This is a genomic window from Bacillus sp. GbtcB14, assembly GCF_019091205.1.
Lineage (GTDB): Bacteria > Bacillota > Bacilli > Bacillales > Bacillaceae_G > Bacillus_A > Bacillus_A cereus_AG.
In genome coordinates this window covers 54,531-79,425 of the sequence record NZ_JAGXJT010000009.1, presented here as the reverse complement: position 1 = coordinate 79,425, position 24,895 = coordinate 54,531, and the positions used below count along the sequence as shown (strand labels likewise).

The window sequence follows — 24,895 nt, the reverse complement described above, 5'->3', positions numbered from 1 at the left end:
TTTTAAAGATAATATGGTGATAATATTCCCTGCATACATCCATTAAAGGAGAATTTTTTCAGATTAAATGTTAAAATGGAAGTTAGGTGTGAATTACGTAACAAATAAGAAACTAGTTTGAAACGAGGAAATTACATGGAGAAAATTATCAAAAACAAGCCCAATAAGCTAAAAATTGCTTCAAAAGCTTTGATGATTATTATTGGGGCATTTATCACAGCGTACGGATTAGAAGCAGTATTAATTCCAAATAACGTATCAGACGGTGGTGTGACTGGTTTAAGTATCGTTAGTTCAAGATTATTTGGATTGCCATTAGGAGCTCTAATCGCAGTTATTAACATTCCTTTCGTTTGGTTAGGATATAAGCAAATCGGTAAAAGCTTTGCGATTTATTCCATTATCGGGATTGCTTCATTAGCAATAGGTACCGTTGTCATGCACGGAATACCAGCTATTATTGAAGGCGATACATTATTAGTTACAGTTGTTGGTGGTATTATTATCGGGTTTGGTATGGGACTAGCATTACGTAACGGTGGGGCATTAGATGGAATCGATATGCTAGCTGTATTGCTTTCTCGTAAGTTACCATTTGGAACGAGTGACCTTATTTTATTCTTAAACATGTTCGTATTTATTTTCGTATCAACAGTATTCGGCCTTCAAGGAGCTATCCTTTCGGCAATTGCTTACTTTATTGCTTCGAAAGTGATTCATATCGTTGAAGTTGGTTTAAGTGGTTCGAAAGCATTTAAAATCATTACAAAAGAGCCTGAATTAATGGTAGAAACAATTCGCGATCGTTTAGGCCGAAGTGCAACATATAACGAAGTATACGGTGGTTATTCAAGAGAGAAATTTAAAGAAATTTCTTGTGTAATTAATCGTTTAGAAGAAAGTAAAATGAAAGAACTTATTAATGAAATCGATCCAAATGCCTTTATTACAGTTTATGATGTAGCAGAAGTAAAAGGCGGTAACTTTAAGAAACGTGATATTCATTAATCATTATAAAAAAAGAGGGTGCGCCAACAATTTGGCACACCCTCTTTTTATTATTACGTTGCGGTCGTTGTCAGTTTCTGTCGGTAAATCGATATATTTCAGTAATCGCCGATATAATTTCACTTCCCCCATCTTCCTCCTCTTTTAATCCACTCTACGTATTTTTGAAAGGCGGGCACTTCATGTTGAAAACGAAGCGGAATATATAGAAAGAGAGTACATGTACATAGTATCCATAGAATACCTACTACAAAATGAAATTTCATCGTTGCGCTAATAAATAAACTGAGAAATAAGACGAGGAACATAATTAAACTAAACCTTTTATATATAGTCATAATAATCTCCTCCTTATAACTCAATTGTACCAGCTACAAGGAATTAATTTCCATAATAAAAAAAAGACCGAAAAGCAAATTCTACTTTTCGGTCTCTATCACTACCTTCTTTTCGTAATCTTTCCTGAACCACCAACCCTCGTTTTTGGGGGAGATGTATTCTTTGGCGGCGTTTTAATAGATGATTTCGGCTTCACATCTGAGCCGCTCGAGCCACCTGGTGTTTTCGTAATTTTCCCTTTGCTTCCGGTAGAAGGTGGAGGCGTCGTATTACTTCCTTTTTCCGTAATACTTCCCTTATCACCTACTGATGATTTCGGATCTACATTATCTCCTCGCTTAATGATAGATCCTTTCCCTTCCTTCGTAATTGGAGGCGGGGTTTTCTTTTCTTCTTTCGTAGGTGGTCTTTCCGGGATAACCGGTTTATGATTTTGTCTATCATTATATCCGCGATAATCACCGGATGATGATTTCCGTGAACCGAATATATCGTTTAATATACTCCCCATAATATATCCTTGCAGGAAGGATGGTTGGTAATTTTGACGGACGAATTCTTCATTACTTATTTCAATTAACGTATCAGATGGTTTCTCTTTATCCTTTTGAAGATTATACATTTTATCAGAATAAACGAGGAACATTTGATTTTCGTCTTCTTTAGATGCTTGCTTCGGTTTCCTTTCGGCTATAAGCTCCTTTGCGACTTCAGGAACTGACCGATTGGCGGCCCTATACACGTAAGATTCTTGTTTACCTTCTTTTGCGACAGACTCAAGCGGATAACGGTCTTGAATTGACTTCGCTTGACCACTTTGACAGCCTGATAAAGCATAACCAGCAATAACAAGTAATGTAACGATAGCAAGTATAGGGATTACGAACGATTTAATCATGGTAAACAATCGGTTTGACATGATTACGCCCCCCTTATGTTGCTCTTATAATTTGTACATCAGCAGGAATAATTGTTTCTCCCTCATACATCATTGTGCGACCATTCTGCCATTCAATACGTAATAATTTTCGGTTATCAGATTGGAATTCCCATACGTGCTGTTCTTCTGAAGCAGCGAATGGTGTTTTCCCCATGACAACAACACGTCCGTTATATTGCTCTTCCATATGGTACTCTGCATCATCCATTTCAATTGTCGTCGGAATTTCATCAATTGAATCTAAACGACCATCAATCGGTGTATATAATTTGTAATACGTATTTTCACGGTCTTCAATTTTTAAATAACGAATATCTTTCCCATCCTGTAGCGTTAAAACAATTTCTTTACGAGAATGCATACTCGTTTTCCCAGTTAATTCGTACATGACTAATGAAACCTCAATCATATCGCCAGGAGCTAACGTTAACAAACTTTTCTCTGGTTTCGGCGGCTCTGGGCTCTTCATTATATTTTTAATTCGTTTAAATAAACTCATGATTTACCCCTCCTTCTCTCTTTATAAACAAGCACCTAAAATAAGTGCACCAACGATATGTAATGATCCGGCCAACATCGCGTGTGCAACACTGCCTTCTTTCGTACCTTCTTCTAAATCTAAACCAGCCATTTTCTTTAACACGAATTCGATAAACATTTCTACTACTAACAAAATAACGAAAGAAACTGCTGATGCAAGTAGCGCTTGCCATAAATCATTTGCTTTCGTAATCGACTGAGATAAAATGTACCCTTGCGCGAATAATTTCATGACGAAACGAGTTGTTACAGCTGTATTCCCATTCTTTATTTCTTTTAAATCATTGTATTTAGTAAAAATTGAATCAATCCACATAATTGCAAATAAAAGTACTGCACTCGCTCCAGTCCATACAAGCATGGCTAACACATTTGTCCATGTCATTGCAAAACCTCCTCTAAAAAATAATAGAAAACCGACATGAATTCTCTTCAGACATGTCGGTTTCTTTGTCTATTCTATATTATTTCTCATACTGCTTCATAATACGAGCTAATTCATCGTCAACAACAGAATTTTTGTTTAAGCTTGCGAATTCATCATCTAATGACTTTTCTTTTTTATACACTTCGCCGCTTGCTTCTGCTTCAGCCTCTAATTGAAGAGCTTTCTCTTCCATACGGCTTAAACCAGCTTTTGCTGAGTTTGAATCAAATCCAGACATCGCCTGATTAATATTCTTTTGTGCTTTCGCCGCATTTACACGTGCTACAAGTGTTTCACGTTTATTTTTCAGCTCTGTTAATTGCTTACGCATTTCTTCTAACTTCAGACGAAGATTATCAGCAGCAGCTTTGTTTTGCTCATAGCTTGCTTTATACTCATTCATCTTTTGCTCTGCATTTTGTTTTTCTTCAAGAGCACGACGCGCAAGGTCAAGATTGCTTGCTTGAACAGCCATATGAGCTTGCTCTTCACGTTTTTTCACAAGTGCTTCTTGCTCTTCAAATAATATTTTGAATTTCTTCTCAAGCGCGATTTGAGCTGCTACACTTTTCTCAGCTTCTTGTACATCTGCTTGCATATCGCGTAAATATTGATCCGTCATCTTAACTGGATCTTCCGCTTTCTCAATTAATGAATACACATTCGACATTGTTAAATCTCTTAATCGTTTAAATACAGACATTCAAATTCCTCCTATGATATACCTCATATTTCAAATTCACTACTTGGAAAACTGAAAAATCTTCCTTTACAGTAAAGAATATTCATTTTTACAACCTATGTGTTTATTATAACAAAACTAAGATATCCTTACATGTTATTTCCAAAATACAGCCAATATAATATGACATTCCATATAAAACATTGTATTCCTAATATATTCTCATTCATTCTCTTTAGAATTGACTTATTTTTATGCACTTTCACTAAATTACATTATTGTAATGTTACTGTAAGTTAACTCGATAGTTACGTTTCCATATTTCTTATACACTAATACCAGAAGCAACAAACAAGCTTCTCATCATTTCAAAACTAATACAAAAAATGTATTTACTATAAAACATATAGAAGGAGAAATCATCATGAAAAAATTAGTAGGAATCGGATTAGCAGCAGCAATTTCACTTGGAGCGTTATCAGGTTGTTCTTTATTAGGAGAGAAAGCGAACGGCTTTGTACTGTATGGCTCAGAAGAGCAAGTTCAGCAAATTACAGATAAAAACAAAAAAGAAGTGAAAGAAAAAGACTTCTATAAAATGAAAATGACAACATTAGATGGTAAAAAAATTCTTGTCATGGATAAGAAAACTGGTGAAGAACTGGTGAAGAAAGAGTTACTGAGCAAAGTTTCTAAAAAAGACGACACAAAACCACTTGATAAATTACCAACTGTGACAACAGAACAAGGTATATTATTTGCAAAAGAAAAAGTAGAAAATGCTACACTTGATGGGGCTAAATTAAAATACGAAGGCAACACAATTATCGGAAGTGGCCGTGCATATGCCGACATGTTCGCGATTGTTGATGATGCAACTTACGGAAATGTAAAAGGTGAAGAGAAATCTGTTGGGGTATTAAAATTTGATAAAGATCCTAGTAAAGAATTCCCTGGTTACAACGGCGTAGAAGCTTCTCAACTTGTAAAAATTAAAAAGTAAAACAAAAAAAGCTTTGCGAAATTCGCAAAGCTTTTTTCTATTTATGAGCAACTTGCTCCATATCAGGACTACAAGTTTGCGATTGACATGACTTATTTAAAGAACATGCTGCGCATTTTCCCTTTTTACTTCTCTTTACAAAATTAACTAACGTGTATGCTGCATAACCAAAAATGATAGCTCCAATTATAATATTGACCATCATCACAATACATCTCCTTCTAGAATCCGAGTAGGGATCCAACTTGGTATATAATGAGCGTTAATACATAAGCAACAACAAGTGGATACACGACAGAGAAAATCGTCCACTTCGCTGAACCTGTTTCACGTTTAATAACGGCTACTGTCGCTAAACACGGAACATATAATAAAACAAAGAACATAAATGCGTACGCTGATAGCGCCGTATAATGTGCTCCCATTACATTTCCTAGCACATCTTCTTTCACCGCATAAATAATTGCCATTGTAGAAACGACAACTTCTTTCGCTAAAAATCCTGTTAACAGGGATGCCCCAGCTTGCCACGTTCCAAAGCCGAGCGGTGCAAATAGTGGTGCGATAAATCCACCAATCATCGCTAAGAAGCTGTCTCCCATATCAACACCAAATCCTGATGGACCTGCATAATTTAATAGCCAAATGACAACAGAACCACCGAAGATAAATGTACCTGCTTTACGAACAAACCCTTTCCCTTTCTCCCACGTGCTTAGCCATAACGTTTTCACTTGTGGCACGCGGTAAGGAGGTAGTTCAATAACGAAAATAGATTTTTCTGCTTTTAAAATTGTAAGAGACATAATTTTTGTAACAAGTAACGCAAGAACAATACCTGCAACATATAAAGAAAATACAACAGTTGCCTGACTATTAGGGAAGAATACTCCCGCAAACAGTGCATATACCGGTAAACGTGCCGAACAAGACATAAACGGTGTTACAAGAACTGTAAGTAAACGTTCTTTTTCTTGTTCAATCGTTCTCGCTGCCATAATACCTGGAACATTACATCCAAAACCGATAATCATCGGAATGAATGCTTTTCCGTTTAAACCGAAGAACTCCATAATTCGATCCATAACAACTGCAATTCGCGCCATATATCCTGAGTCTTCTAGTAATGAAATGAAAAAGAATAGTGCAAAGATTTGTGGCACGAATACTAATACAGCACCAACACCAGCAATAATCCCTTCTGTAACGAGTGCTTGAATAAAATCAGAAGCACCAACACTTGTAAGTCCAGCCGTTACCCAATCCGTAAGCTGTCCACCAAAAAAGCCATCTAGCATATCCGATAAAGGTGTACCAATCCACGTAAACGTAACCTGAAAAATAAAAAACATAACTGCTAAAAAGATTGGAAGTCCTAAAATTTTATGCGTAATTAGTCTATCAATTTTTTCCGAAAAAGGAATTTTTCCTTCTTTCTCATGCTTCATAACATTTGTTTTTAACTTTTCAATATACGCTTCACGAGTTTTGTAAATGTGCTCCTCTAACGTACAATCAAGTTTTCCTTCTAAGCGAGATCGAATGGCTATGAGTTCCTTATAAATTGGTAGTGCTTTCATTTCTTTTTCTACTACTTCGTTATTGCTTAAAAATTGAAGGGCTAACCATCTTGGATGCCTATAATTCGCTGTCTCTAAAAGAGCTATAACCTCTCCAATTCCTTCATCCATTTGTACACCATATGAAATAATGAATGGTTTTTTCTCTTTTTTGTCATTTTCTTTAAGAGTCGCAAGCAGTTCTTCACAGCCTTTTCCGCTTCTTGCAACGACAGGAACAACTGTTACACCTAATAATTCTGATAACCGTTTTACATCAATTACAATTCCTCTTTGCTTCGCCACATCAACCATATTTAAACCAACTGAAACTGGTTTACCAAATTCAAGCAATTGTAATGTTAAATGCATATTCCGCTCGAATTGCGAAGAATCCACTATATTTAACATATGATGAAATTCGTCTGTTAGTAGAAAATTCGTAACGACACCTTCATCACGTGAAACTGGATTTAAATCATAAACGCCTGGTAAATCAATTAATGTTCCTTGCTTATCTTTTAATTTACCAACCTTCTTTTCTACTGTTACACCGCTCCAGTTTCCTACATACTCATAAGAACCAGTAAGTGCATTAAATAATGATGTCTTCCCTGTATTTGGATTCCCTAGCAAAGCAACCTTATTCACGCTAATTCCACCTTTATCATTTTCGCGTCACAATGACGAATACTAATTAACTGTCCACGACACTCCAATGTACAAGGACCTTTGAACATCGCTTTCTGCTTCATACGAAGTTCGCTTCCTTCAGAAAGACCAAAAGCAGCCAATCTTCTCTTTAGTAAATGATCTAAAGACTGAATACTTTTCACTAACACTTTCTCACCTATTTTAATATCTACTAAACTCATAACCTTCCCCCTCAGAAGAGAATGATAATTATTTTCAGAAAAATTATATCACACTCTATTTCACTTGGACTATATCTTTTTGCTTCATATTTATTAACATTTCAATACAATTATATTTCAATAATTGTCATAACAGATTCGTTTGCCATTCTCATCCATTTCGCTTACAATAAACAATAGCAAATAAAGAATCTCGTTATCACAGGGGGAGCCATGCCGCTGAGAGGGAACACTTCGTTCCGACCCTTCGAACCTGTTAGTTAATGCTAACGCAGGGATTGTGCAAACGTCCGAAATACATACCTCTTTTTTATTTACGTATTTCGTATCCTCCTATGATAATGTTCTTTTTTGTACAACTTGGATTTAGGGGGAAACAACATGCGTAACACCAATTTACAAGCGATGATCGAATCTGCTATTCTTGCAGCCTTCGCCCTGGTCATCGACATTTTTCCATTATTATCAATCAAACTTTCAACAGGCGGTTCCATTTCATTTGCTATGATTCCTATTTTTATTATCGCATACCGCTGGGGCTTCAAAATGGCTTTCTTAGGAGGCTTAATTTGGGGATTACTACAAATTGTCGTAGGCGATGCCATTATCGTCACACCAATTCAAGTACTCATTGAATACTTCGTTGCTTTCGCATTCATTGGATTTGCCGGTTTATTCTATCGCCCAATTCAAAAAGCACTTTTAGCACCCAATGAAAATAGCGAAGAACAATCCAGTTTAAGTAGCCGTAAAGACAAACCTTCATCAAAGCAAAACAAAGGAAAAAAAGTTATTGGTTACATTATTGTTGCTACATTTATTGGTAGCTTTGCTCGCTATTTCTGTCACTTTATCGCCGGTATTATTTTCTGGGGACAATATGCACCGAAAGGTCAATCAGCAGTTCTATATTCTTTAATATTTAACGGTAGCACAATGATTGGTTCCTATATTCTATGTACCGTTTTACTTATATTTTTATTTATCACTTCACCACGTTTATTCAAAAGCGTGAATGCATATCAAATGAATTCACAAAAAAAGGGTGCTTAACTAGCGCCCTTTTTTTATATCAAAATTCTCAATGAGTAATATCAATAATAAATACAATAAATGCACAAAGAAAAATAAATACCATCATACCTAGTAAATTGCTATTCACGGCTAATCTACTCCTTACATAACCTCATTTTCTAAACAAATTATATCGCTTAAAAATAAAGATTAGGTAAAGATAATATGAAAATAACTTAAAAAAAGCGCAGCACATATCATCTACGCTTTTTTCGGTAAATAGAAGTAAAATAACACACCATCTTCCGTATTCTTTACCCCATATTCAGCATCGTGCAGTTCTAAAATATTTTTAGAAATCGCAAGTCCAAGTCCTGTTCCACCTTGTGAACGATGACGAGCTGCATCCACGCGATAAAAACGATCCCAAATTTTATCTAATTGCTCTTCTTCAATGTGAGTACCTTTATTTTCAATACATACTTTTATACGATCTTTTTCATCTATTGTAGAAATAATAATATCCTCTTTATTTGGTGTATAACGTATCGCATTCGTAATGAAGTTCACAATGACTTGTTCAATCCGGCCTTGATTTGCGACCACTTCAAATGAACCTATATTTTTATGAACACGAAGTTCTTTTTTCTCTATTTCCAAAGAAAGGTGTTCACATATATCTTCAATTACTGTATCAATATAAAATGCATCCATTTTCATTTTATATGTGCCTGACTCAAATTTAGCTAACTCAAGCATATCTAAAATTAACGTATCCATTTTATCTACTTCTCGTTCCATCGCTTGAAAATAATAATCTTTTTTATGCTCAGCTACCCCGTCTTTTAAAATAGAAATGCAGCTTTTCATAATACTTAACGGTGTTTTTAATTCATGTGAAACACCAGAAATGAATTCTTTCCGCGTATTTTCTAATTTTCTTTCCTTCTCAATATCTTGTTCTAGCTGCCCAATATGCGAATGGAGTTTATTGGATAATACATTAATATTTTTCGATAAATCACCAATTTCATCTTTTGAAGTAATCGGTATTTGTTCTGTAAAATCTAAATGCGCTATTTTCTTCGTTGTATCGTTTATTTTTAATAACGGTTTTGCAATTTGTTTTGAATAATAAAACGAAGCTAAAAAAATAAGAACGACTACAAATGCAATGATGTAAATGTAGTAATCTTGCACCATTTGTACAGCTTCATCTACAGGCTGTAAAGAAGCCATCGCATATATATAAGTTACTGATCCATCTTTTTCTTTTGTTGGCTTGATTAATAATTTATATTTAATATCATTTTTTTCATAGTCCATTGTTTGTATTGCATATTGTATGTGCTTGCTCTCTTTTAATAATAAATTAGTTTGAAATTCTTTTATGTTATCTAAGAAGATGCTATTTTTATAAATTGGATTTATAGGACCTGTTACATCAGGAAACTGAACTTTCGTAACACGCCCACTTATGTAAGCATCTAATTCTTGAGCAGATTCTCCCTGGACGGCCGGCCTCTTTTCCTTACCAACTTGCTCCCCAGCCGCTCTCTTTTTCTCCTCATCTAATTTCATTTTCTCCTTAAATGCTTTTTCTAACGGTTTATTAGATCCGCTTAAATTCTGCTTAGCTAAAGAAAATGAGAACGGAATAAAACTATCTTCTTTTCTCACTCCAGAAAAATAAATTTCTTGTCCTAAAAACTGCTCTGATGGTTTATTATCAATCTCCTCTATATTGACGAGATTGTATAGGGGGATTTTGAATAGTTGTTGTCCAAAGCTCTTTTGTTGCCAACGATTTATCGTTACCTCAAAATAAAAATCATCTGCATGCTTTAAATTCCCATTCTGATCCAATGTCGTAATCCACGTATTATTTTCTCTTAAAAAGTCTTGCTCCAGCTTCTGAATTCCTTCTGCACTTCCCGCATAGTTCAAATAATTCTTTTCGAAGGAATTTAAATTCACTTTAATATCTTCCACTTTTCGATTCGCATAATATTGTTTAAAAAATATCGTTTGTCCAATAAATATCGTCGCTAAAATTAACATACATAATGCTGTTGTGAGGGTAAATAGTTTTAGTACAATCCCTTTTCTCATACATTTCCCTCAAATTTATAACCTGTTCGTACTACAGTTGTAATGTACTTTGCTTTCTCTCCTAATTTATTTCTTAAATTACGAATATGACTATTAACCGTTCGATCGTCACCAGCAAATTCATATCCCCAAATTCTTGAGATGAGTTGCTCTCGTGTTAAAACAATCCCTTGATTTTTCATAAAATACGCTAATATTTCAAATTCTGTATGTGTTAAATTAATGTCTGTTCTATCTACCGTAACAGTACGCGACGGAAAATGAACGTGAATACCGTGGATTGATAATGTATCATCTTCATTCTCTAAAAGTTGCTTTGTCACTTTTCTACTTTCTAACAATCTTTTCGCTCTTGCTAATAAAATTGGAGGACTGTATGGCTTTGTCACATAGTCATCCGCTCCAAGTTCAAATCCAAGTAACGTATCATCTTCATCTACACGTGCCGTCAGCATAATAATAGGAACCTCAGATGTTTTACGGATTCTTCGGCAAACGGACCACCCATCAAGTTCCGGCAACATAATATCTAAAATAACTAAATCAACCTCTTCTTCCTCAAATACAACTAAAGCTTCTTTCCCGTCTCTCGCTTCAAACACTATATATTGCTCACTTAAAAAATAATCTTTTAATATTTCACGTAATATATCTTCATCTTCCACAATTAAAATATTTATTGCCATAACTTATATATCCCCTCCTACTTTCAAAAACTATCACTTCATTTTGAATAACTAGCAGTTAACTTCGCCTCGATAATATATCTATCCGGTGCATCCCCTATATAATCAAATGGATAGCAAGTCGTCAGTGTTAATATTGGTTCTTCTTTTTTTATAATAACAGTCCGATCATCCGCATGGGTAATCCATATCTTTTGAATTTCATATGTGTAAGTTTTATTATCATACTCTAAAACAAGAGTATCTTTTTCATTTAACTCTCCTAAATCTGTAAATACAGTATCCCGGTGCCCACTTAGTACAGTATGCCCCCCTCCAGATGGCGTTGTCGTTAAATCACTAACGAACATACCAACTCCCTTTTTCAGCGTTGCATCATTTGCTCCCCAATATATAGAAAACTTCTTTTTTATTTTCGGTATATTTAACATTGCTATCTTTTCTCCTTCTTTATGCTCTGTTTGAGAAGAAGGCACTTGAGAAGTTACGGGGGTCTCATGTGAAAGTTGATTATGTTGTATATTGGTAAGGCTCTTTATTTCTTCTTTCGTTAATTGTTGAGCAGAGCTTTTTCCTTTATACCATTCCATAGCGTAATATGATCCCATGAATAGCCCGACGGCCATCAATATGATTCCGATATAATTAAGTAATTTCACATTTCATCCCTCCATGACAAAAATGGTAGGAATAACCTACCATTTTTAATATATGAAATTATCCCACTCTTTATAGGACAATATTTTATTTACGCCTTAATTTTATTACGACGATTCAAACCAAATAATGTACCTATTGCTACAAGACATGCGCTTAATCCCATCATTGCTACATTATTTGATGCTGTATTTGGTAATTTTTCCCCTTGTACAACTGGCTTCGCTACTTCTTTTTTTGCCGCATCATTTTTTGGTTGTACTTGTGCTTCTTCTTTTTTCCTTACTTCATTCTTTTGTTGCTCTTTTATCGCTGCTTCTTTTTTAGCCATATCACTTTTTTCTTGTACTTGCGCCGCTTGCTTTTTCTCTTCTTCACTTTTTTGCTGTTCCTTAATCGCTGCTTCTTTTTTCGCTTTATCTTGTTGCAGTTGCGCTGATTCTTCCTTTGTTACTGTTCCAGTATCCGCGCTTGCTACTGAAGAATATCCTACTGTTAAAAGTGCCATTGCACAGATTGGTAATAGTTTCTTTTTCATTTTATATCTCTCCTTTTATACGTTTTACATCACTTCGCATCGGATGTATCACTAGAATAAACAAGAGATATAAATATAAGATGCAGATGAAATATATTTCATTTAAAGATTTCATTGTAAAAAAATAAAAAAACATCGCAATATATACGATGTTTTTTCGGGTGTGTGTCTCAATATTTACATGTTACTTTCGCGTGATTTAGAAGTAGAACGGGCCGGAGCGATAACTAATTGTCTCGGCTCAGTTTTCTTTAAGTGATTTTTGACGTTACACTTACGACGTTGAACAACCCACGCTTTAATAGGGTTTGTCAAAATAATCTTTTGCTCTTCGTTAGGGGTCTCTTCTTCAAACCTACAACTTTCGCTCCATTTCTTCCATTTCATTGTAAATTTAGAAGAAGAATGATCGTCTTCTCGATCAAACAAGTGCAAAAAATCCATTTCGCCAGCTAGCATTACGGTGTTGCTAGTTGCTAAAAAAGAAAAGGTTGTCCAACGTTTCTCCATGCCCTCCTACTCCTTTTTCACATATAGAGTGCCTAAAACTTAATTTACCTAAAATATGCTTGCCTTTTACCTTACACCCATAGTGTATCCAAAATACTTTTATGCAACTATCGATTTGCCTTACAGCTACCTTACATTTTTGTAAGAAACGAAAAAACCTTCACTCAATATACGTGAAGGTTTCTTATTTCTCATCTATATGATCTTTCATATGATTCACTCCTGCTTCTTGCAGCTGCGACATCATACCATGGGAAATTGCGCCTAATACTAAAGTCATTCCAATTAGTGAAATCCGAATCGCTGGTACATCAATTATGTAAGCCAAACTACCAAGAACAATTGTTAAAAGTAATGCTTTTATAAATGTTGCACTTGTGTACTGTTTCTTCTTCATTATCATCACCCTTTATGGAAGCGTTTTCTTAATATGATTAGTATATCATATCATCAGATGATTTTGTGGGGATTTCTGTAAAAAAACTTATATCTTCTTTGACTTTTTCCTTCCTATCCTTTACAGTCGAAATGTTCACAAGTTTTACACTGTAGGAGGACTCCAATGAATATTGAAATAAAAGACACTTTAATTTCTGAAGAACAATTACAAGAAAAAGTAAAAGAACTAGCACTTCAAATCGAACGTGACTTTGAAGGAGAAGAAATCGTAGTAATCGCTGTATTAAAAGGATCTTTCGTATTCGCTGCTGATTTAATTCGTCACATTAAAAACGATGTAACAATCGACTTTATTTCTGCATCTAGCTACGGCAATCAAACAGAAACAACTGGGAAAGTAAAACTATTAAAAGATATCGATGTAAACATTACTGGAAAAAACGTAATTGTTGTAGAAGACATTATCGATTCTGGTTTAACACTTCACTTCCTAAAAGATCACTTCTTTATGCATAAACCGAAGGCACTCAAATTCTGTACGTTACTTGATAAACCAGAGCGTCGTAAAGTGGACTTAAAAGCTGAATACGTTGGCTTCCAAATTCCAGACGAATTTATCGTTGGCTACGGTATCGACTGCGCAGAAAAATATCGTAACTTACCATTTATCGCTTCAGTTGTAACGGAATAATATAATAGAATAAACTTTCATCAATTACTGGTGGAAGTTTATTTTCTATCACGATTCGTAAAAGACAAAGGGAGAGAAAAAAATGACAAAGACAAAATTTGAAAAAGTACTCCTCATCGTAAATCCACAAGCAGGGCAAGGCGATTTACATACGAACTTAACGAAAATCGTACCACCTCTTGCGGCAGCTTTTCCTGACTTACATATCCTTCATACGAAAAAGCAAGGTGATGCAACAAAATATTGCCAAGAGTTTGCTAGTAAAGTAGATTTAATTATCGTCTTTGGTGGTGATGGAACAGTATTTGAATGCACAAACGGCTTAGCACCTCTTGAAACTAGACCTACACTTGCAATCATTCCAGGGGGAACTTGCAACGACTTCTCTCGCACACTTGGTGTTCCGCAAAACATTGCAGAAGCAGCAAAACTTATCACAAAGGAACACGTAAAACCAGTTGACGTCGCAAAAGCAAACGGACAGCATTTCTTAAACTTCTGGGGCATTGGACTTGTCTCTGAAGTATCAAACAATATTGATGCAGAAGAAAAAGCAAAGCTTGGAAAAATCGGTTATTACTTAAGTACTATTCGAACTGTCAAAAACGCTGAAACATTCCCAGTAAAAATTACGTACGACGGACAAGTATATGAAGACGAAGCTGTCCTTGTTATGGTTGGAAATGGTGAATATCTTGGCGGTATCCCGTCCTTTATCCCAAACGTAAAGTGCGATGACGGAACACTTGATATTTTCGTAGTCAAATCAACAGGCATTCAAGCGTTTAAAGATTATATCGGAAAGAAACTATTTGAAGACTCAAATGAAAATGATATTTTCCACGTAAAGGCGAAATCCATTCATATTGAAACAGAAGAAGAAAAAGAAGTAGATACAGATGGAGAGAGCTCGCTTCATACACCTTGTCATATTGAATTGTTGCCAGGGCACTTTACGATGATTTATAATCCTACTCTTGTATAATAACTATTTCGATATAACTTAAATAATTACTAAACTTCGCATTTTTCAAAAAAATATAGTATGATGAATAAATAAAAGGTTGTTAACAAAAAACGTTAACAACCTTTTTTATTTGTTCTAAAAAACTTTTCAATTTAAAGGAGCGATCACATGTATTGGAGAAAAAATGATAAACCTGTAGAAGAACCCGAAGCAATTGCTGTGTGGGAATGCGAAGCAGACGACTGCCTTGGATGGATGCGTAAAAATTTTTCTTTAGAAGATAAACCGCAATGCCCATTGTGTAAAGGTGACATGAAAAGCGGCGAACGATTACTACAGAAGTTATAATACCTTTCCCTCTTTATCTTTTATATACTGAAAAAATAGAGGATTTTGTTTCTCCTTATCTACAGTACAAGTTGCTTCCTGATTATAAATAACGAAAGAAGCAGCTATTACGTAGAATAGCTGCTTCTTTGAATTTATAACTTCTTCATCGCTATAAATTCCATATGATATTCCCAAAAATTTGTTTCTATTCATCGTCCCCCTTACTCACTACGTGCTACATTTCTTTCGGAAGAACAATTTTTTTATACAGTTGAACTGTAATGAAATAATAAACCACGTAAATGAATAAGAAAATAATAATCGGCAGCCAAATACGGAAATACGGATTATCTATTAAGAACGAGAACATGTTCATTCCGACTAATACGTGCATTATACCTACGATTGCTGGGAACAAGAAAACTAAAAGTAACTCTTTATAAATTGATTTCGTTAATAGCTCATAACGCACACCAATTTTACGAAGCATTTGATAGCGAATAATATCTTTGGAAGCACCAGAAAGAATTTTAAACATTAAACAACTTGCCAGCATCGCTAAGAAAGCTATACCTAAGAAAAACCCCATAAATACTGTTCCACTGTAAGTACTGTAATATCCTTCGTATAGCATATATTTACTCAAAAGATGTACGTCCTTCATATCTTTATATTTAGCTAGCTCTAATTCATCAATTTTTTTCCATTCTTCTTTATACGTTATAAAATTGTCCGCTTTCCCCAGTATTATAATTTCTTCTTTACCTTGTATCCCGTCATACATCTTTTGATCTACAATTTTTATCTTTTGACTAGCATTCATATATGTCTTTTGAAGAGACCTTAAAACATTTCCCCACTCTTCTGGAATTACATTGGTATTATCCACATTTCTTTCTTGCCTATGGCTTAAAACGGCTCCGACAATTAGCTCCCCCGAAACAGGAACGAATCGGCTACTATTCTCGGCTTTTCCAGTAGGTGTTAGCGGACGGTTTCTTTCTAAATCTTCTTTCAATTGATAAATAAACTGCTCATCTACTTTGTATCGATATTCATTCTTTTCTTTAAATGTAATACTATCTAATATTTTCTTTTCTTCTGCTGTGGGATTTTTAATTTCGACATCATAGTATGCTGCACTCTCCACCATATTTGTGACATTATTTTTTAACGCCATACCACTGGAGATTGCACCCGCACCGAGAGCCACTAACATCGCAACTGTCGCTAATACTTTCGTTAAACTATTAATAGAAAAACTTAACTGTGCAAACGTAAACGCATTGATTCCTTTTTCACTACGATTTTTATTCGCTTTTAGTTTGTTAATAATAATGGGAAGGAATGATGCAAATAGCATGTAAGTTCCTAATGTTACTGTAATTGTAGCAATGATAAATCCTGATTCCTTTAACTCTTTCATATAAATCATCGAAGCATAACCAACTGCTAATAAAATAATTGATAAAAGTGCTACTATATTCGTTAGTTTTCCTTTAGTCGGCGTACGCTCTTTGTGACCATTGGAGTGAACGAGTTGTAATAACGAATTACGCGCTAGTTTCATACCATTCATAATTGCGGACAACATAAATAATGCGATGAAAAAGATGAAAGTAACAATGATTGATGGTACATAAAATGCATGATAACCACCACCAGTAAATTCTAGTTCCTTCATTAGCAAATGGCCAACACCTTGCGCCAAGATTATACCGACTATCACACCTACTATAAGAGATACTATTCCTAATACGATTGTTTCAATAAACATGAGCAATGTAATTTTATGCTTTTTTGCCCCTAATACCATATACATACCAAATTCTTTTTGCCGAAGTGATAATAAAAATGAATTGGCGTATAAAATATAAAACAATGTAATAAACCCTAATAAAAATGAGCCCGTTTGGAAGACGGAAAAAATCCCATCCATAGAATTCCCTTCAATAAATGTTTTATTTAACGCTAACGTTTGAAACATATAAAAAATTGAAATAGACATAATAAGCCCAACTAATAAGACCATATAGTCTTTTCGTTTACTTTTTAGTCCTGACATTGAAAGTTTGAATAACATGTTGAACCTTCTTTCTTATGCTTTTTGTGTGCCTAAATCTGCAAGCACATCTAAAATTTCTTTATAAAACTCTTCACGAGTACCTCTGCGATGAATTTCTTTATACAATTCTCCATCTTGGATGAATAAAATTCGTCGGCAATAACTTGCGCTTAACGGATCATGTGTAACCATCATAATTGAAACATCCTGTTCTTCATTTAAGTTGGTCATCGCCTCTAATAAACTTTTCGCATTTTTAGAATCAAGCGCCCCTGTTGGCTCATCTCCTAAAATTATTGCTGGCTCATGTACAAGTGCACGGGCCGCTGCCGAACGTTGTTTTTGTCCACCAGATACTTCGGACGGATATTTTTGAAGAATCTCTGAAATCCCTAACATTTCTGCTACCTTTTTCACCTTTGATCCAATTCTTTTCGATTGAGTACCTTGTAGAGAAAGCGGTAATGCAATGTTTTCATAGATTGATAAATTTTCAAGTAAGTTAAAATCTTGAAAGATAAACCCTAATTTCTCTGAGCGAAAATCAGATAATTCCCCTTGCTTCATTTTCGTAATATCTGTTCCAGCAATTTCAACAATTCCACCTGTCGCTTTATCTAATGTAGAAATTACATTCAATAATGTTGTTTTTCCCGAACCAGATGGTCCCATAATCCCAACGAATTCACCCTCTTGAATCGAGAACGATATATTCTTTAATGCATTCGATTGGCTCTCACCTTTTTTACCGTATACCTTTTGTACATTCTTTACTTCTACAACTGATGCTGTCATTTATATCCTCCTATATTTCTTTTTCCTATTTTTATTTTCCTTACATATTTTCCGAGCATTTCTTAACCCATTTCTAAGTATAGATAGCATTTCTTAATAAATAGCAGCGGATATTCTTAACATTTCTTTAAGAATATGAAAAAGCCCCAAGGCTAATAGCTTGGGACTTTTTCACATTCTATTTTTGAGTAAGAAATATAGACTTTATTTCTCCTCTCAATCTTACTCTACCTAAAAAAAGAAATGATATTCATCTATACTTTACTAACCTTTAGGTTCTACTAAAATGACATCTTCTAAATCATATAAATTCGCCTTTGGTTTTGCATAAATAATATGTGCAAGACCATATTTATCTGGCTCTTGTTCTATTACCTCTGCTACTTCAAGACCAGGCGGTATTTTCTGGCTCAATTCAGAAGTAATAATGCTATCACCTATTTTTATTTCTTTCGCTTTATCTGATGGAATATTTTCAATTCGAAGGGCTTGTTTTTCCTTATCATATCCTGTAACAAATCCTAAAATGGATGAATTATTTTGGAAGGTGATTGCTAAACGATTCGTTCGTTCATCTTTCGTAATTAATTTCACAATAGATGTAAATTGATTTACACTCTCTATCCTTCCAATAAAGCCATCCACTGTAATAACAGCCATATCAACCTTTACACCATGTTGTACCCCTCTATTAAGAGCGATTTTCCCATACCAATCTTCTGCTAAACGCCTTACTACTGTAGCTTGAATTAAATTATATTTTCCTTGTTCCTTTAATTCTCTCGTCTTGTTGATAAGCTTAGTAAGGTTTTCTTTCTCCTCACTTAACATTTGCACTTTACTCTTTAACGACTCTTGGTGCTCGATTTTTTCTTTCAATACTTGATTCTCTTTATATACTTTATAAATGTCTTCTACATTGTGAATAATATTTTGTACATGCCTATTATTCGTACATACATATACCATCAATAAAACAAAAAGAATAATTGAAAAAAATAATAATATTTTCCTCTTAGAAGCCTGCATAATTATCCTGTTACTCCTTACCATTTTTTATCTATACAATATAGAATACTAGTAGTTGTATACAGAAGAAATGCAGTTTAGCTAAAGTTCAGATAATCTTTATCTTCTTTATAAAAAATTTAGAAATTATCACATACTGCCACTATATTCGAAGCTTGCTCTTTACTTTATCTATTGAATGCAAGTTATAATTTCTATAACTACTTATGTTTTATTGTTACTTTTTCTTTTGCTTTAGCGGGTATTTCGTCATCTTGTATTTCTTCCCATTTCATACCATAGGTCCCTTTAGATTTAATCTTTAAATATGCCCCTATTCGTAAATGTTTTGAAGAAGTCATCACAATTTTTTGTTCTTTACCAGATTCATCATATCCTTTAAATTTATAATTCCATCTACCAAAACCATTACTTTTTGCTTCATATTCCCCATCATTGTCGACAACAGTATAATAAATATCTTCTTTAATAAACGGATTGAGTTGATCTACAATCGGTCCACCTTTCACTACAAGTAATGTAACTCCAACTATAATCAATATCATAAACACACTTAATTTTTTCATATAACTTTCGATTCTCCACTTCTCTGTTTTATTAGTCAATGTCCCCCTGAATGATGGAATAAGACTCCCTCTAAATCAATAGCAACACTATCACTCATTCTTCCCTAATTAGAAGGTAACCGACATTTCTAATGCCCTTCTAATTAAATTGGCAATAAGATAATAAATTGAATAACCCCATTTTCATATTCCGCTCGAATTTCTCCTTTGTGCAATTCAACAATGCTTTTTGCAATTGCAAGCCCCAAGCCTGAACCTTCTACAGCTCTACTTCTAGATTGATCTTTTTTATAAAAACGCTCAAACAAGTTCTCCAACTCTTTTTTTGTAAATTCTTCACTATGATTCGCTATAGAAATTTTGATATGCTGTTCTTCTCTTTGAAGTGAAACTTGAATTTCTGCTTTATCTATACTATATTTGATTGCATTTATTAAGAGATTTTCAAACACACGCACCATTTTTTCCGAGTCCACAACCGCATATATACGATCTTCCTCAAATTTTTTCATAAATGAAAGATTATGTTCCTCCGCTTGTGGTACTAGCTCTTCTATTAACTGATCAAGTAGTTCATTCATACACACTTCTTGCGAATCTAACACCATATTTTCATCTGTTAGTTTTGTATACTCAAACAAATCCTCTATTAACATCTTCAACTGCTCTGATTTTGAAAAAGCAATTTTTATATACTCATCATGCTGTTCTTTATTTTCATATTTCGCATCACCTAGTAAGCGTAAATACCCCATAATAGAAGTAAGTGGTGTTCTTAAATCATGTGATACATTTGTAATCAATTCACTTTTTTGTTTCTCTATTTGTTTTTCTTTTTCTATATTAGCCAAAAGCTTTTCTGCCATTTGATTAATATTTGAAGTTAATACACCTATTTCATCTTGACCTGCCTGTTTGATTTTATATTGTAAGTTCCCTTTCGAAAATTCTCTTACTCCTTCTGCCATTGCTTCAATCTGATTCATCTTTCTTTTCGTTATATAAACGAACGAAAGTAGAAAAGTAATAAAACCTAGTAAAGATGGAAATGGACTACTACCGTTCACTACATACTTTACATTTCCTTGTGGTATACCACTTGCAATGACATACATATTTTTCGTATTAACAGTAACTGGATAAAAGGTTGTAAACTCCTTACGCGTTTGTTCAGCTCTATCTTGAATTAAATTTTGTGCTTCTACATAGCGTACTTGATCCATTTTAAAATCCATTACATTACGCATCGTCTCATGAATATTAATCTGTTCTTCCGGCGCTCCCTTTGTTTTATAAACGACTTTCCCATTCTCATCTATTATTAAAACCTTTAATTGATTTTGATGATTTAATTGATCAAGCAGTTCTTGTATATTAATTTCCTTACCCTCTTCTGTCATACTTTCAACAAGCCTTTGTGTCTGTCCATCAATGGCTTCCATACCTGATGCATAATCAATGATAGACATTTTATTTGCATCCTCGAAAAAGGAAGATGAAGACCAGCCTACTAATACACCAAGTAATGTACAGAAAGTAAATGTAGTAATTAGCTGTACCCGTATGCTCTTTTGCAAATAACTCACGGTTTTACCTATCATTTTTTTAAAAACTTGATTCATCCATATTATCGGTTCAAATATCTTTCTCAATCTTGTAGCCAACTCCCCATACTGTTTTAATGTAACGAGGCTTCCTTGGAATTGCCTCTATCTTTTCACGTATTTTCCGAATATGTACCATCACAGTATTATCGGATTGGAAAGCTTGCTCTTTCCATACTCTTTCATAAATTTGCTCTGCATTTAATACCATTCCTTGATTTCGTACAAGCAATTCTAATACCTCAAACTCTCTCGGTGTCAATTTCACCTCTTCATTTGAAATAATGACCTGCCGCGTTGCTATATTTATCTTTATATCTCCAACTTCAAACACATTTTCATCTTTTACACTTGCCCCGCTCATTTTTATATATCTCCGAAGTTGTGATTTAATACGAGCAATGAGTTCAAGTGGATTAAATGGTTTTGCTACGTAATCGTCTGCTCCAGTTGTTACCCCTAAAATCTTGTCCATATCTTGCGTTTTTGCCGATAGCATAATAATGGGCATTTCCGCTATTTCTCTCACTTTCATACACATATGAATACCATCTATTTTCGGCATCATAATATCAAGTACAATTAGATGCACGTCTCTTTTCCTTACTATTTCTAACCCCTCTTCACCATCTCCAGCTTGTAATACTTCGTACCCTTCATTCTTCAAATAGATGGCGATAAGTTTTCTAATTTCCTTCTCATCGTCCACGATAAGTATCGTTTCTTTACTCACAAAATCTCCTCCAGCATCATTTACCAAACTATGAATGTTGCTTTACTTCACTCACTACTGCATTCTTCTTATGCATATACACATAAGAAATACTAGAAACTATGATAACGATGCCACCAAAATATATACCATACTCGGTCACAAGGGTTACTATCATTTCTATGTGCTTTCCAAATATAGAGCCTAGTACAAAGTAAACTAACGTCCAAACAAATCCTGTCACATATGAATAAATCGCATACGTTTTAAATGACATGTTATTCATTCCTACTAAATACGGTACGATATGTCTCACAACGGGGATAAAATAACTTATTACTAATGCATAATGACCATATTTCCCTACTATCTCTTGTGATTTTAAAAGGTACTTCGCCTTTTTCTTTTTCATCAATTTTTCAATTACTTTTATGCCAAATATTTTCCCTAGTATATACCCTAAAGAAAGACCTGATACAACACCTAAATATGTTAATAAAAAAGCTGGAATCACACTTAATATACCCATCGATGATACAAACCCACCACTCATAACAATCATTTCATCAGGAATCGGCATACCGACGATTCCTAGCCATAAACAAAAGAATAATGCCCAATAACCGTATTGCTGAATGTACGATAATAATTCATGTAATTCCATTATGCATACGCTCTCCTTAGTTCTTTTTTACAACTAAAGACATAAGCTGGTGGGAAATTAAGCCACACTTTTTCTAGTGTAATTTCAGGGAAGAAATGCTGTATAAATCCTTTTTTCACAAGTGAATATTGAAATGTAATAAATTCTCCTTTCTCATGTATCGCTTCCATTACATTGTTTAAAATACGCTTTGAAACTTCTTCTGGTAAAGAAGTAAAAGGTAATCCTGATAAGACGTAATCCACGCATTCTATATGGAATTCTTCCATATACTTCTTTATATTTTCAGCTGAACCGTGTACAACAATGACGTTCTGTTCATCTTTAAACTTTCTTGTTAACTCTTTGCAAAACACTTCATTAATTTCAATAAGAAGAAATATTGTCTCCTTCTTCTTTCTCTTCATAATTTCTTTCGTAAAAACTCCTGTACCAGGCCCTAACTCTACAATGCATTTCGCTCTATGAAAATCAATTACATCTACCATTTTCTTTGCTAATATTTTTGAACTTGGCGCAATTGCACCAGTATGTTTCGGATGTTTAATAAATTCATGTAAGAATGTTATGAGCTGCATGTAAATCTCTCCCCATTCGTTCAATAGTTTTTAACTTGTGTCTAAGTATAACTATCGTTTCTTAACAAAAATTGAGGAGATTTCTTAAGATTTTATGAAGAATGTATCATCTACCCTTATATATTTATTAATTCGGTATAATAGATATAAAAGAAATTTTATGTAAGGTACCATCACCACATCTATTTTCATACAACATCTGTGGAAATTAATCTGTAAATCACCTTTCACTCTTATCCAATATATGTAATCATTTTCATGTGCACGAGAAAATTCAAATAATAAGGAATGTACACCTTATAGAGACGAATATATATTTAAATATTAATATTTAGTATTTTAAAACTATTTAAAAGGAGAAGGTAATGAATAACTCCATCGACCTACAGCACTTATGTGACCTTGTACATAGCACTTTTCATGTACCTGTTCAATTTTTATCTACTGATAGAAAAATTGTGTATGAATCTACTTCTCATACGAGTGGTAGTCCGTTTTATTCTTCTAAAGAAGAACATCTGAATGAACTTTATCAAGAAAACGCTCCTTGTAATTTTCCAGTCTTCAAGGGGAATAAGTATCTTGAGAATTTCATTAGCATCCATATAACAGATCATGAACATATAAAAGGAACAATTATAATCGGACCTACTACCTATCCAAAAGTATCAGATGAAATGGCGATTAAACTTATGAAATATTTCAACTGTAATAATAAAATGCAACAAGGAGTAGACTACTATCAATTTCTACCCGAGATAAAGAAAAGTACGCTAATTGATATAAGTATTTGGTTACATTACGTAATTTTCAATGAAAAATTAGATCGCGATATTGTCTGGGAGAAAAATAAATTACTCGAAGACGTTTCTTATAAAATCGTAAATCCTGATCTATATATTTCTAAACGTCGCCGGCATGATCCGCAAAATTATGACATATCATTGGAACGTAAATTTTTTTCAGCCATTAAAGAAGGCAATAAAGAAAAGGTCATACAATATGCATATTCATTCCCTCAAGAAGATGCGGCAATTTCATCCAAAGGCGATCAACTGAGAAACCAAAAAAATAACGGTATTATCGCAATTACGCTAGCTATTCGATATGCGATAGACGGTAATCTTCCATCACATATTGCTTTTTCACTCGGTACTTTATATATACAAACGATTGAAAAGTTAGATAACATGTATTCCGTAAATAGATTAATTGAAGATGCATTATGTACTTTTGCAGAACGTGTAAAAGAATATAGTAATCAAGCATATTCTAATTCCATTACTACGTGCCTAAATCATATTCACAAACATATTTACGATGAAATATCGCTTAATGACCTTGCTAACCTTTTACATATTTCCCCTACTTATTTATCCAAATTATTTAAAAAAGAAGTGGGAATTCCTTTCATTGAATACATTCAGAGAGAACGAGTAGAAGAAGCTAAAAAATTATTAACATTAACGACCTATCCATTATCAGATATTTGTGCCTGGCTTAATTTTAATGATCAAAGTTATTTCACAAGAGTCTTTAAAAAAATTACTAGTATGACGCCTAGACAATATCGTGAAAATCATACTGTAATATAAAAACGCTTTC

The 24,895-nt window shown here is 34.0% G+C and carries 30 protein-coding genes and 1 riboswitch; of the genes, 7 read left to right on the top strand and 23 right to left on the bottom strand.

Features of this window, described 5'->3' with window-relative positions:
• The first annotated feature begins 135 nt into the window (after positions 1-135).
• Positions 136-1,008 (top strand): YitT family protein, encoded by an 873-nt coding sequence (locus tag KVT31_RS22830; RefSeq protein WP_000411241.1) that lies wholly within the window; start codon positions 136-138, stop codon positions 1,006-1,008.
• Between the two features lie 119 nt (positions 1,009-1,127).
• Here the strand turns inward: KVT31_RS22830 and KVT31_RS22825 are convergent, their stop codons facing one another.
• The 5 genes from KVT31_RS22825 to KVT31_RS22805 form a co-directional block, all read right to left on the bottom strand.
• On the bottom strand, positions 1,128-1,346 hold the full coding sequence (locus KVT31_RS22825; RefSeq protein WP_088098123.1) for a hypothetical protein: 219 nt from the start codon (positions 1,344-1,346) through the stop codon (positions 1,128-1,130).
• Between the two features lie 101 nt (positions 1,347-1,447).
• Complete coding sequence (locus KVT31_RS22820; RefSeq protein ID WP_088098124.1) at positions 1,448-2,266, bottom strand: DUF4247 domain-containing protein; 819 nt, start codon at positions 2,264-2,266, stop codon at positions 1,448-1,450.
• A 13-nt stretch (positions 2,267-2,279) separates the two neighbouring features.
• Positions 2,280-2,786: a DUF4178 domain-containing protein gene (locus KVT31_RS22815; protein WP_088098125.1), complete on the bottom strand. Its 507-nt coding sequence runs from the start codon at positions 2,784-2,786 to the stop codon at positions 2,280-2,282.
• 21 nt (positions 2,787-2,807) lie between these two features.
• Positions 2,808-3,212: a DUF350 domain-containing protein gene (locus KVT31_RS22810; RefSeq protein ID WP_088098126.1), complete on the bottom strand. Its 405-nt coding sequence runs from the start codon at positions 3,210-3,212 to the stop codon at positions 2,808-2,810.
• Positions 3,213-3,291: 79 nt separating this feature from the next.
• Positions 3,292-3,957 carry a PspA/IM30 family protein gene (locus KVT31_RS22805; protein WP_088098127.1) on the bottom strand — a complete coding sequence of 222 codons (666 nt, stop codon included), beginning with the start codon at positions 3,955-3,957 and terminating at the stop codon, positions 3,292-3,294.
• A gap of 403 nt (positions 3,958-4,360) precedes the next feature.
• Here KVT31_RS22805 and KVT31_RS22800 point away from each other — a divergent pair, with 403 nt between their 5' ends.
• Positions 4,361-4,939 carry a lipoprotein BA_5634 family protein gene (locus KVT31_RS22800; RefSeq protein WP_088098128.1) on the top strand — a complete coding sequence of 193 codons (579 nt, stop codon included), beginning with the start codon at positions 4,361-4,363 and terminating at the stop codon, positions 4,937-4,939.
• 37 nt (positions 4,940-4,976) lie between these two features.
• On the opposite strand, the gene KVT31_RS22795 is transcribed toward KVT31_RS22800, so the two are convergent.
• The 3 genes from KVT31_RS22795 to KVT31_RS22785 are packed head-to-tail and all read right to left on the bottom strand — an operon-like array spanning position 4,977 to position 7,373.
• Positions 4,977-5,144: a FeoB-associated Cys-rich membrane protein gene (locus tag KVT31_RS22795; protein WP_000989599.1), complete on the bottom strand. Its 168-nt coding sequence runs from the start codon at positions 5,142-5,144 to the stop codon at positions 4,977-4,979.
• Between the two features lie 16 nt (positions 5,145-5,160).
• The gene (feoB, locus tag KVT31_RS22790) at positions 5,161-7,149 is read right to left on the bottom strand and encodes a ferrous iron transport protein B (protein WP_088098129.1); all 1,989 of its coding nucleotides are present in this window, start codon (positions 7,147-7,149) and stop codon (positions 5,161-5,163) included.
• The gene (locus tag KVT31_RS22785) at positions 7,146-7,373 is read right to left on the bottom strand and encodes a FeoA family protein (protein WP_088098130.1); all 228 of its coding nucleotides are present in this window, start codon (positions 7,371-7,373) and stop codon (positions 7,146-7,148) included. Before KVT31_RS22785 ends, feoB begins: the two co-directional genes overlap by 4 nt.
• Positions 7,374-7,567: 194 nt before the next feature.
• Positions 7,568-7,669, top strand: a riboswitch (TPP riboswitch).
• An 85-nt stretch (positions 7,670-7,754) separates the two neighbouring features.
• Here KVT31_RS22785 and KVT31_RS22780 point away from each other — a divergent pair.
• Positions 7,755-8,426 carry an energy-coupled thiamine transporter ThiT gene (locus tag KVT31_RS22780; protein ID WP_088098131.1) on the top strand — a complete coding sequence of 224 codons (672 nt, stop codon included), beginning with the start codon at positions 7,755-7,757 and terminating at the stop codon, positions 8,424-8,426.
• 222 nt (positions 8,427-8,648) lie between these two features.
• On the opposite strand, the gene KVT31_RS22775 is transcribed toward KVT31_RS22780, so the two are convergent.
• The 6 genes from KVT31_RS22775 to KVT31_RS22750 all read right to left on the bottom strand — a co-directional run bounded on the left by KVT31_RS22775 (position 8,649) and on the right by KVT31_RS22750 (position 13,290).
• Complete coding sequence (locus tag KVT31_RS22775) at positions 8,649-10,499, bottom strand: sensor histidine kinase (protein ID WP_088098132.1); 1,851 nt, start codon at positions 10,497-10,499, stop codon at positions 8,649-8,651.
• The gene (locus KVT31_RS22770) at positions 10,496-11,185 is read right to left on the bottom strand and encodes a response regulator transcription factor (RefSeq protein WP_088098133.1); all 690 of its coding nucleotides are present in this window, start codon (positions 11,183-11,185) and stop codon (positions 10,496-10,498) included. The genes KVT31_RS22775 and KVT31_RS22770 overlap by 4 nt, the downstream gene beginning before the upstream one ends.
• Before the next feature lie 38 nt (positions 11,186-11,223).
• Positions 11,224-11,844 (bottom strand): class D sortase, encoded by a 621-nt coding sequence (locus tag KVT31_RS22765; protein WP_088098134.1) that lies wholly within the window; start codon positions 11,842-11,844, stop codon positions 11,224-11,226.
• Positions 11,845-11,933: 89 nt separating this feature from the next.
• Complete coding sequence (locus KVT31_RS22760; protein ID WP_088098135.1) at positions 11,934-12,380, bottom strand: LPXTG cell wall anchor domain-containing protein; 447 nt, start codon at positions 12,378-12,380, stop codon at positions 11,934-11,936.
• Positions 12,381-12,557: 177 nt separating this feature from the next.
• The gene (locus tag KVT31_RS22755; RefSeq protein WP_088098136.1) at positions 12,558-12,890 is read right to left on the bottom strand and encodes a hypothetical protein; all 333 of its coding nucleotides are present in this window, start codon (positions 12,888-12,890) and stop codon (positions 12,558-12,560) included.
• Positions 12,891-13,074: 184 nt separating this feature from the next.
• Positions 13,075-13,290 carry a hypothetical protein gene (locus tag KVT31_RS22750; protein WP_098341979.1) on the bottom strand — a complete coding sequence of 72 codons (216 nt, stop codon included), beginning with the start codon at positions 13,288-13,290 and terminating at the stop codon, positions 13,075-13,077.
• Positions 13,291-13,452: 162 nt separating this feature from the next.
• Between KVT31_RS22750 and hpt the strand changes: the two genes are divergently transcribed.
• From hpt to KVT31_RS22735, 3 genes are all read left to right on the top strand, one after another.
• On the top strand, positions 13,453-13,980 hold the full coding sequence (gene hpt / locus KVT31_RS22745) for a hypoxanthine phosphoribosyltransferase (protein ID WP_001019304.1): 528 nt from the start codon (positions 13,453-13,455) through the stop codon (positions 13,978-13,980).
• 82 nt (positions 13,981-14,062) lie between these two features.
• On the top strand, positions 14,063-14,965 hold the full coding sequence (locus KVT31_RS22740) for a diacylglycerol/lipid kinase family protein (RefSeq protein ID WP_088098138.1): 903 nt from the start codon (positions 14,063-14,065) through the stop codon (positions 14,963-14,965).
• A 150-nt stretch (positions 14,966-15,115) separates the two neighbouring features.
• Positions 15,116-15,295: a cold-inducible protein YdjO-related protein gene (locus tag KVT31_RS22735; protein WP_002015777.1), complete on the top strand. Its 180-nt coding sequence runs from the start codon at positions 15,116-15,118 to the stop codon at positions 15,293-15,295.
• Here the strand turns inward: KVT31_RS22735 and KVT31_RS22730 are convergent.
• The 9 genes from KVT31_RS22730 to KVT31_RS22690 all read right to left on the bottom strand — a co-directional run bounded on the left by KVT31_RS22730 (position 15,290) and on the right by KVT31_RS22690 (position 23,290).
• Positions 15,290-15,490: a hypothetical protein gene (locus KVT31_RS22730; protein ID WP_088098139.1), complete on the bottom strand. Its 201-nt coding sequence runs from the start codon at positions 15,488-15,490 to the stop codon at positions 15,290-15,292. The genes KVT31_RS22735 and KVT31_RS22730 overlap by 6 nt on opposite strands.
• Positions 15,491-15,512: 22 nt before the next feature.
• On the bottom strand, positions 15,513-17,360 hold the full coding sequence (locus tag KVT31_RS22725) for an FtsX-like permease family protein (RefSeq protein ID WP_088098140.1): 1,848 nt from the start codon (positions 17,358-17,360) through the stop codon (positions 15,513-15,515).
• Positions 17,361-17,375: 15 nt separating this feature from the next.
• Positions 17,376-18,137 carry an ABC transporter ATP-binding protein gene (locus KVT31_RS22720; protein WP_088098141.1) on the bottom strand — a complete coding sequence of 254 codons (762 nt, stop codon included), beginning with the start codon at positions 18,135-18,137 and terminating at the stop codon, positions 17,376-17,378.
• Between the two features lie 264 nt (positions 18,138-18,401).
• A complete protein-coding gene (gene mreC, locus KVT31_RS22715; protein WP_170930156.1) occupies positions 18,402-19,166 on the bottom strand; it encodes a rod shape-determining protein MreC in 765 nt (254 codons plus the stop codon).
• A 200-nt stretch (positions 19,167-19,366) separates the two neighbouring features.
• The gene (locus KVT31_RS22710; protein ID WP_088098206.1) at positions 19,367-19,732 is read right to left on the bottom strand and encodes a YxeA family protein; all 366 of its coding nucleotides are present in this window, start codon (positions 19,730-19,732) and stop codon (positions 19,367-19,369) included.
• 143 nt (positions 19,733-19,875) lie between these two features.
• Positions 19,876-21,384: a sensor histidine kinase gene (locus KVT31_RS22705; protein ID WP_088098142.1), complete on the bottom strand. Its 1,509-nt coding sequence runs from the start codon at positions 21,382-21,384 to the stop codon at positions 19,876-19,878.
• Positions 21,368-22,069 (bottom strand): response regulator transcription factor, encoded by a 702-nt coding sequence (locus tag KVT31_RS22700; RefSeq protein ID WP_088098143.1) that lies wholly within the window; start codon positions 22,067-22,069, stop codon positions 21,368-21,370. Before KVT31_RS22700 ends, KVT31_RS22705 begins: the two co-directional genes overlap by 17 nt.
• Before the next feature lie 28 nt (positions 22,070-22,097).
• Positions 22,098-22,712: a DedA family protein gene (locus KVT31_RS22695; protein WP_088098144.1), complete on the bottom strand. Its 615-nt coding sequence runs from the start codon at positions 22,710-22,712 to the stop codon at positions 22,098-22,100.
• Entirely contained in the window at positions 22,712-23,290 is a 579-nt protein-coding gene (locus KVT31_RS22690; protein ID WP_088098145.1) for a class I SAM-dependent methyltransferase, read from the bottom strand. Before KVT31_RS22690 ends, KVT31_RS22695 begins: the two co-directional genes overlap by 1 nt.
• A 365-nt stretch (positions 23,291-23,655) precedes the next feature.
• Here KVT31_RS22690 and KVT31_RS22685 point away from each other — a divergent pair, with 365 nt between their 5' ends.
• Complete coding sequence (locus KVT31_RS22685; protein WP_088098146.1) at positions 23,656-24,885, top strand: helix-turn-helix domain-containing protein; 1,230 nt, start codon at positions 23,656-23,658, stop codon at positions 24,883-24,885.
• Positions 24,886-24,895 lie beyond the last annotated feature (10 nt).

What these genes read in the sequence shown, in the direction of transcription:
- KVT31_RS22785 (WP_088098130.1), bottom strand. Translation starts at nt 7,373, where the DNA reads ATGAGTTTAGTAGATATTAAAATAGGTGAGAAAGTGTTAGTGAAAAGT.
- KVT31_RS22780 (WP_088098131.1), top strand. Translation starts at nt 7,755, where the DNA reads ATGCGTAACACCAATTTACAAGCGATGATCGAATCTGCTATTCTTGCA.
- KVT31_RS22755 (WP_088098136.1), bottom strand. Translation starts at nt 12,890, where the DNA reads ATGGAGAAACGTTGGACAACCTTTTCTTTTTTAGCAACTAGCAACACC.
- KVT31_RS22830 (WP_000411241.1), top strand. Translation starts at nt 136, where the DNA reads ATGGAGAAAATTATCAAAAACAAGCCCAATAAGCTAAAAATTGCTTCA.
- mreC (WP_170930156.1), bottom strand. Translation starts at nt 19,166, where the DNA reads ATGCAGGCTTCTAAGAGGAAAATATTATTATTTTTTTCAATTATTCTT.
- KVT31_RS22685 (WP_088098146.1), top strand. Translation starts at nt 23,656, where the DNA reads ATGAATAACTCCATCGACCTACAGCACTTATGTGACCTTGTACATAGC.
- KVT31_RS22800 (WP_088098128.1), top strand. Translation starts at nt 4,361, where the DNA reads ATGAAAAAATTAGTAGGAATCGGATTAGCAGCAGCAATTTCACTTGGA.
- KVT31_RS22710 (WP_088098206.1), bottom strand. Translation starts at nt 19,732, where the DNA reads ATGAAAAAATTAAGTGTGTTTATGATATTGATTATAGTTGGAGTTACA.
- hpt (WP_001019304.1), top strand. Translation starts at nt 13,453, where the DNA reads ATGAATATTGAAATAAAAGACACTTTAATTTCTGAAGAACAATTACAA.
- KVT31_RS22735 (WP_002015777.1), top strand. Translation starts at nt 15,116, where the DNA reads ATGTATTGGAGAAAAAATGATAAACCTGTAGAAGAACCCGAAGCAATT.
- KVT31_RS22820 (WP_088098124.1), bottom strand. Translation starts at nt 2,266, where the DNA reads ATGTCAAACCGATTGTTTACCATGATTAAATCGTTCGTAATCCCTATA.
- KVT31_RS22720 (WP_088098141.1), bottom strand. Translation starts at nt 18,137, where the DNA reads ATGACAGCATCAGTTGTAGAAGTAAAGAATGTACAAAAGGTATACGGT.
- KVT31_RS22690 (WP_088098145.1), bottom strand. Translation starts at nt 23,290, where the DNA reads ATGCAGCTCATAACATTCTTACATGAATTTATTAAACATCCGAAACAT.
- KVT31_RS22810 (WP_088098126.1), bottom strand. Translation starts at nt 3,212, where the DNA reads ATGACATGGACAAATGTGTTAGCCATGCTTGTATGGACTGGAGCGAGT.
- KVT31_RS22725 (WP_088098140.1), bottom strand. Translation starts at nt 17,360, where the DNA reads ATGTTATTCAAACTTTCAATGTCAGGACTAAAAAGTAAACGAAAAGAC.
- KVT31_RS22775 (WP_088098132.1), bottom strand. Translation starts at nt 10,499, where the DNA reads ATGAGAAAAGGGATTGTACTAAAACTATTTACCCTCACAACAGCATTA.
- KVT31_RS22695 (WP_088098144.1), bottom strand. Translation starts at nt 22,712, where the DNA reads ATGGAATTACATGAATTATTATCGTACATTCAGCAATACGGTTATTGG.
- KVT31_RS22815 (WP_088098125.1), bottom strand. Translation starts at nt 2,786, where the DNA reads ATGAGTTTATTTAAACGAATTAAAAATATAATGAAGAGCCCAGAGCCG.
- KVT31_RS22795 (WP_000989599.1), bottom strand. Translation starts at nt 5,144, where the DNA reads ATGATGGTCAATATTATAATTGGAGCTATCATTTTTGGTTATGCAGCA.
- KVT31_RS22805 (WP_088098127.1), bottom strand. Translation starts at nt 3,957, where the DNA reads ATGTCTGTATTTAAACGATTAAGAGATTTAACAATGTCGAATGTGTAT.
- KVT31_RS22825 (WP_088098123.1), bottom strand. Translation starts at nt 1,346, where the DNA reads ATGACTATATATAAAAGGTTTAGTTTAATTATGTTCCTCGTCTTATTT.
- KVT31_RS22730 (WP_088098139.1), bottom strand. Translation starts at nt 15,490, where the DNA reads ATGAATAGAAACAAATTTTTGGGAATATCATATGGAATTTATAGCGAT.
- KVT31_RS22760 (WP_088098135.1), bottom strand. Translation starts at nt 12,380, where the DNA reads ATGAAAAAGAAACTATTACCAATCTGTGCAATGGCACTTTTAACAGTA.
- KVT31_RS22770 (WP_088098133.1), bottom strand. Translation starts at nt 11,185, where the DNA reads ATGGCAATAAATATTTTAATTGTGGAAGATGAAGATATATTACGTGAA.
- KVT31_RS22740 (WP_088098138.1), top strand. Translation starts at nt 14,063, where the DNA reads ATGACAAAGACAAAATTTGAAAAAGTACTCCTCATCGTAAATCCACAA.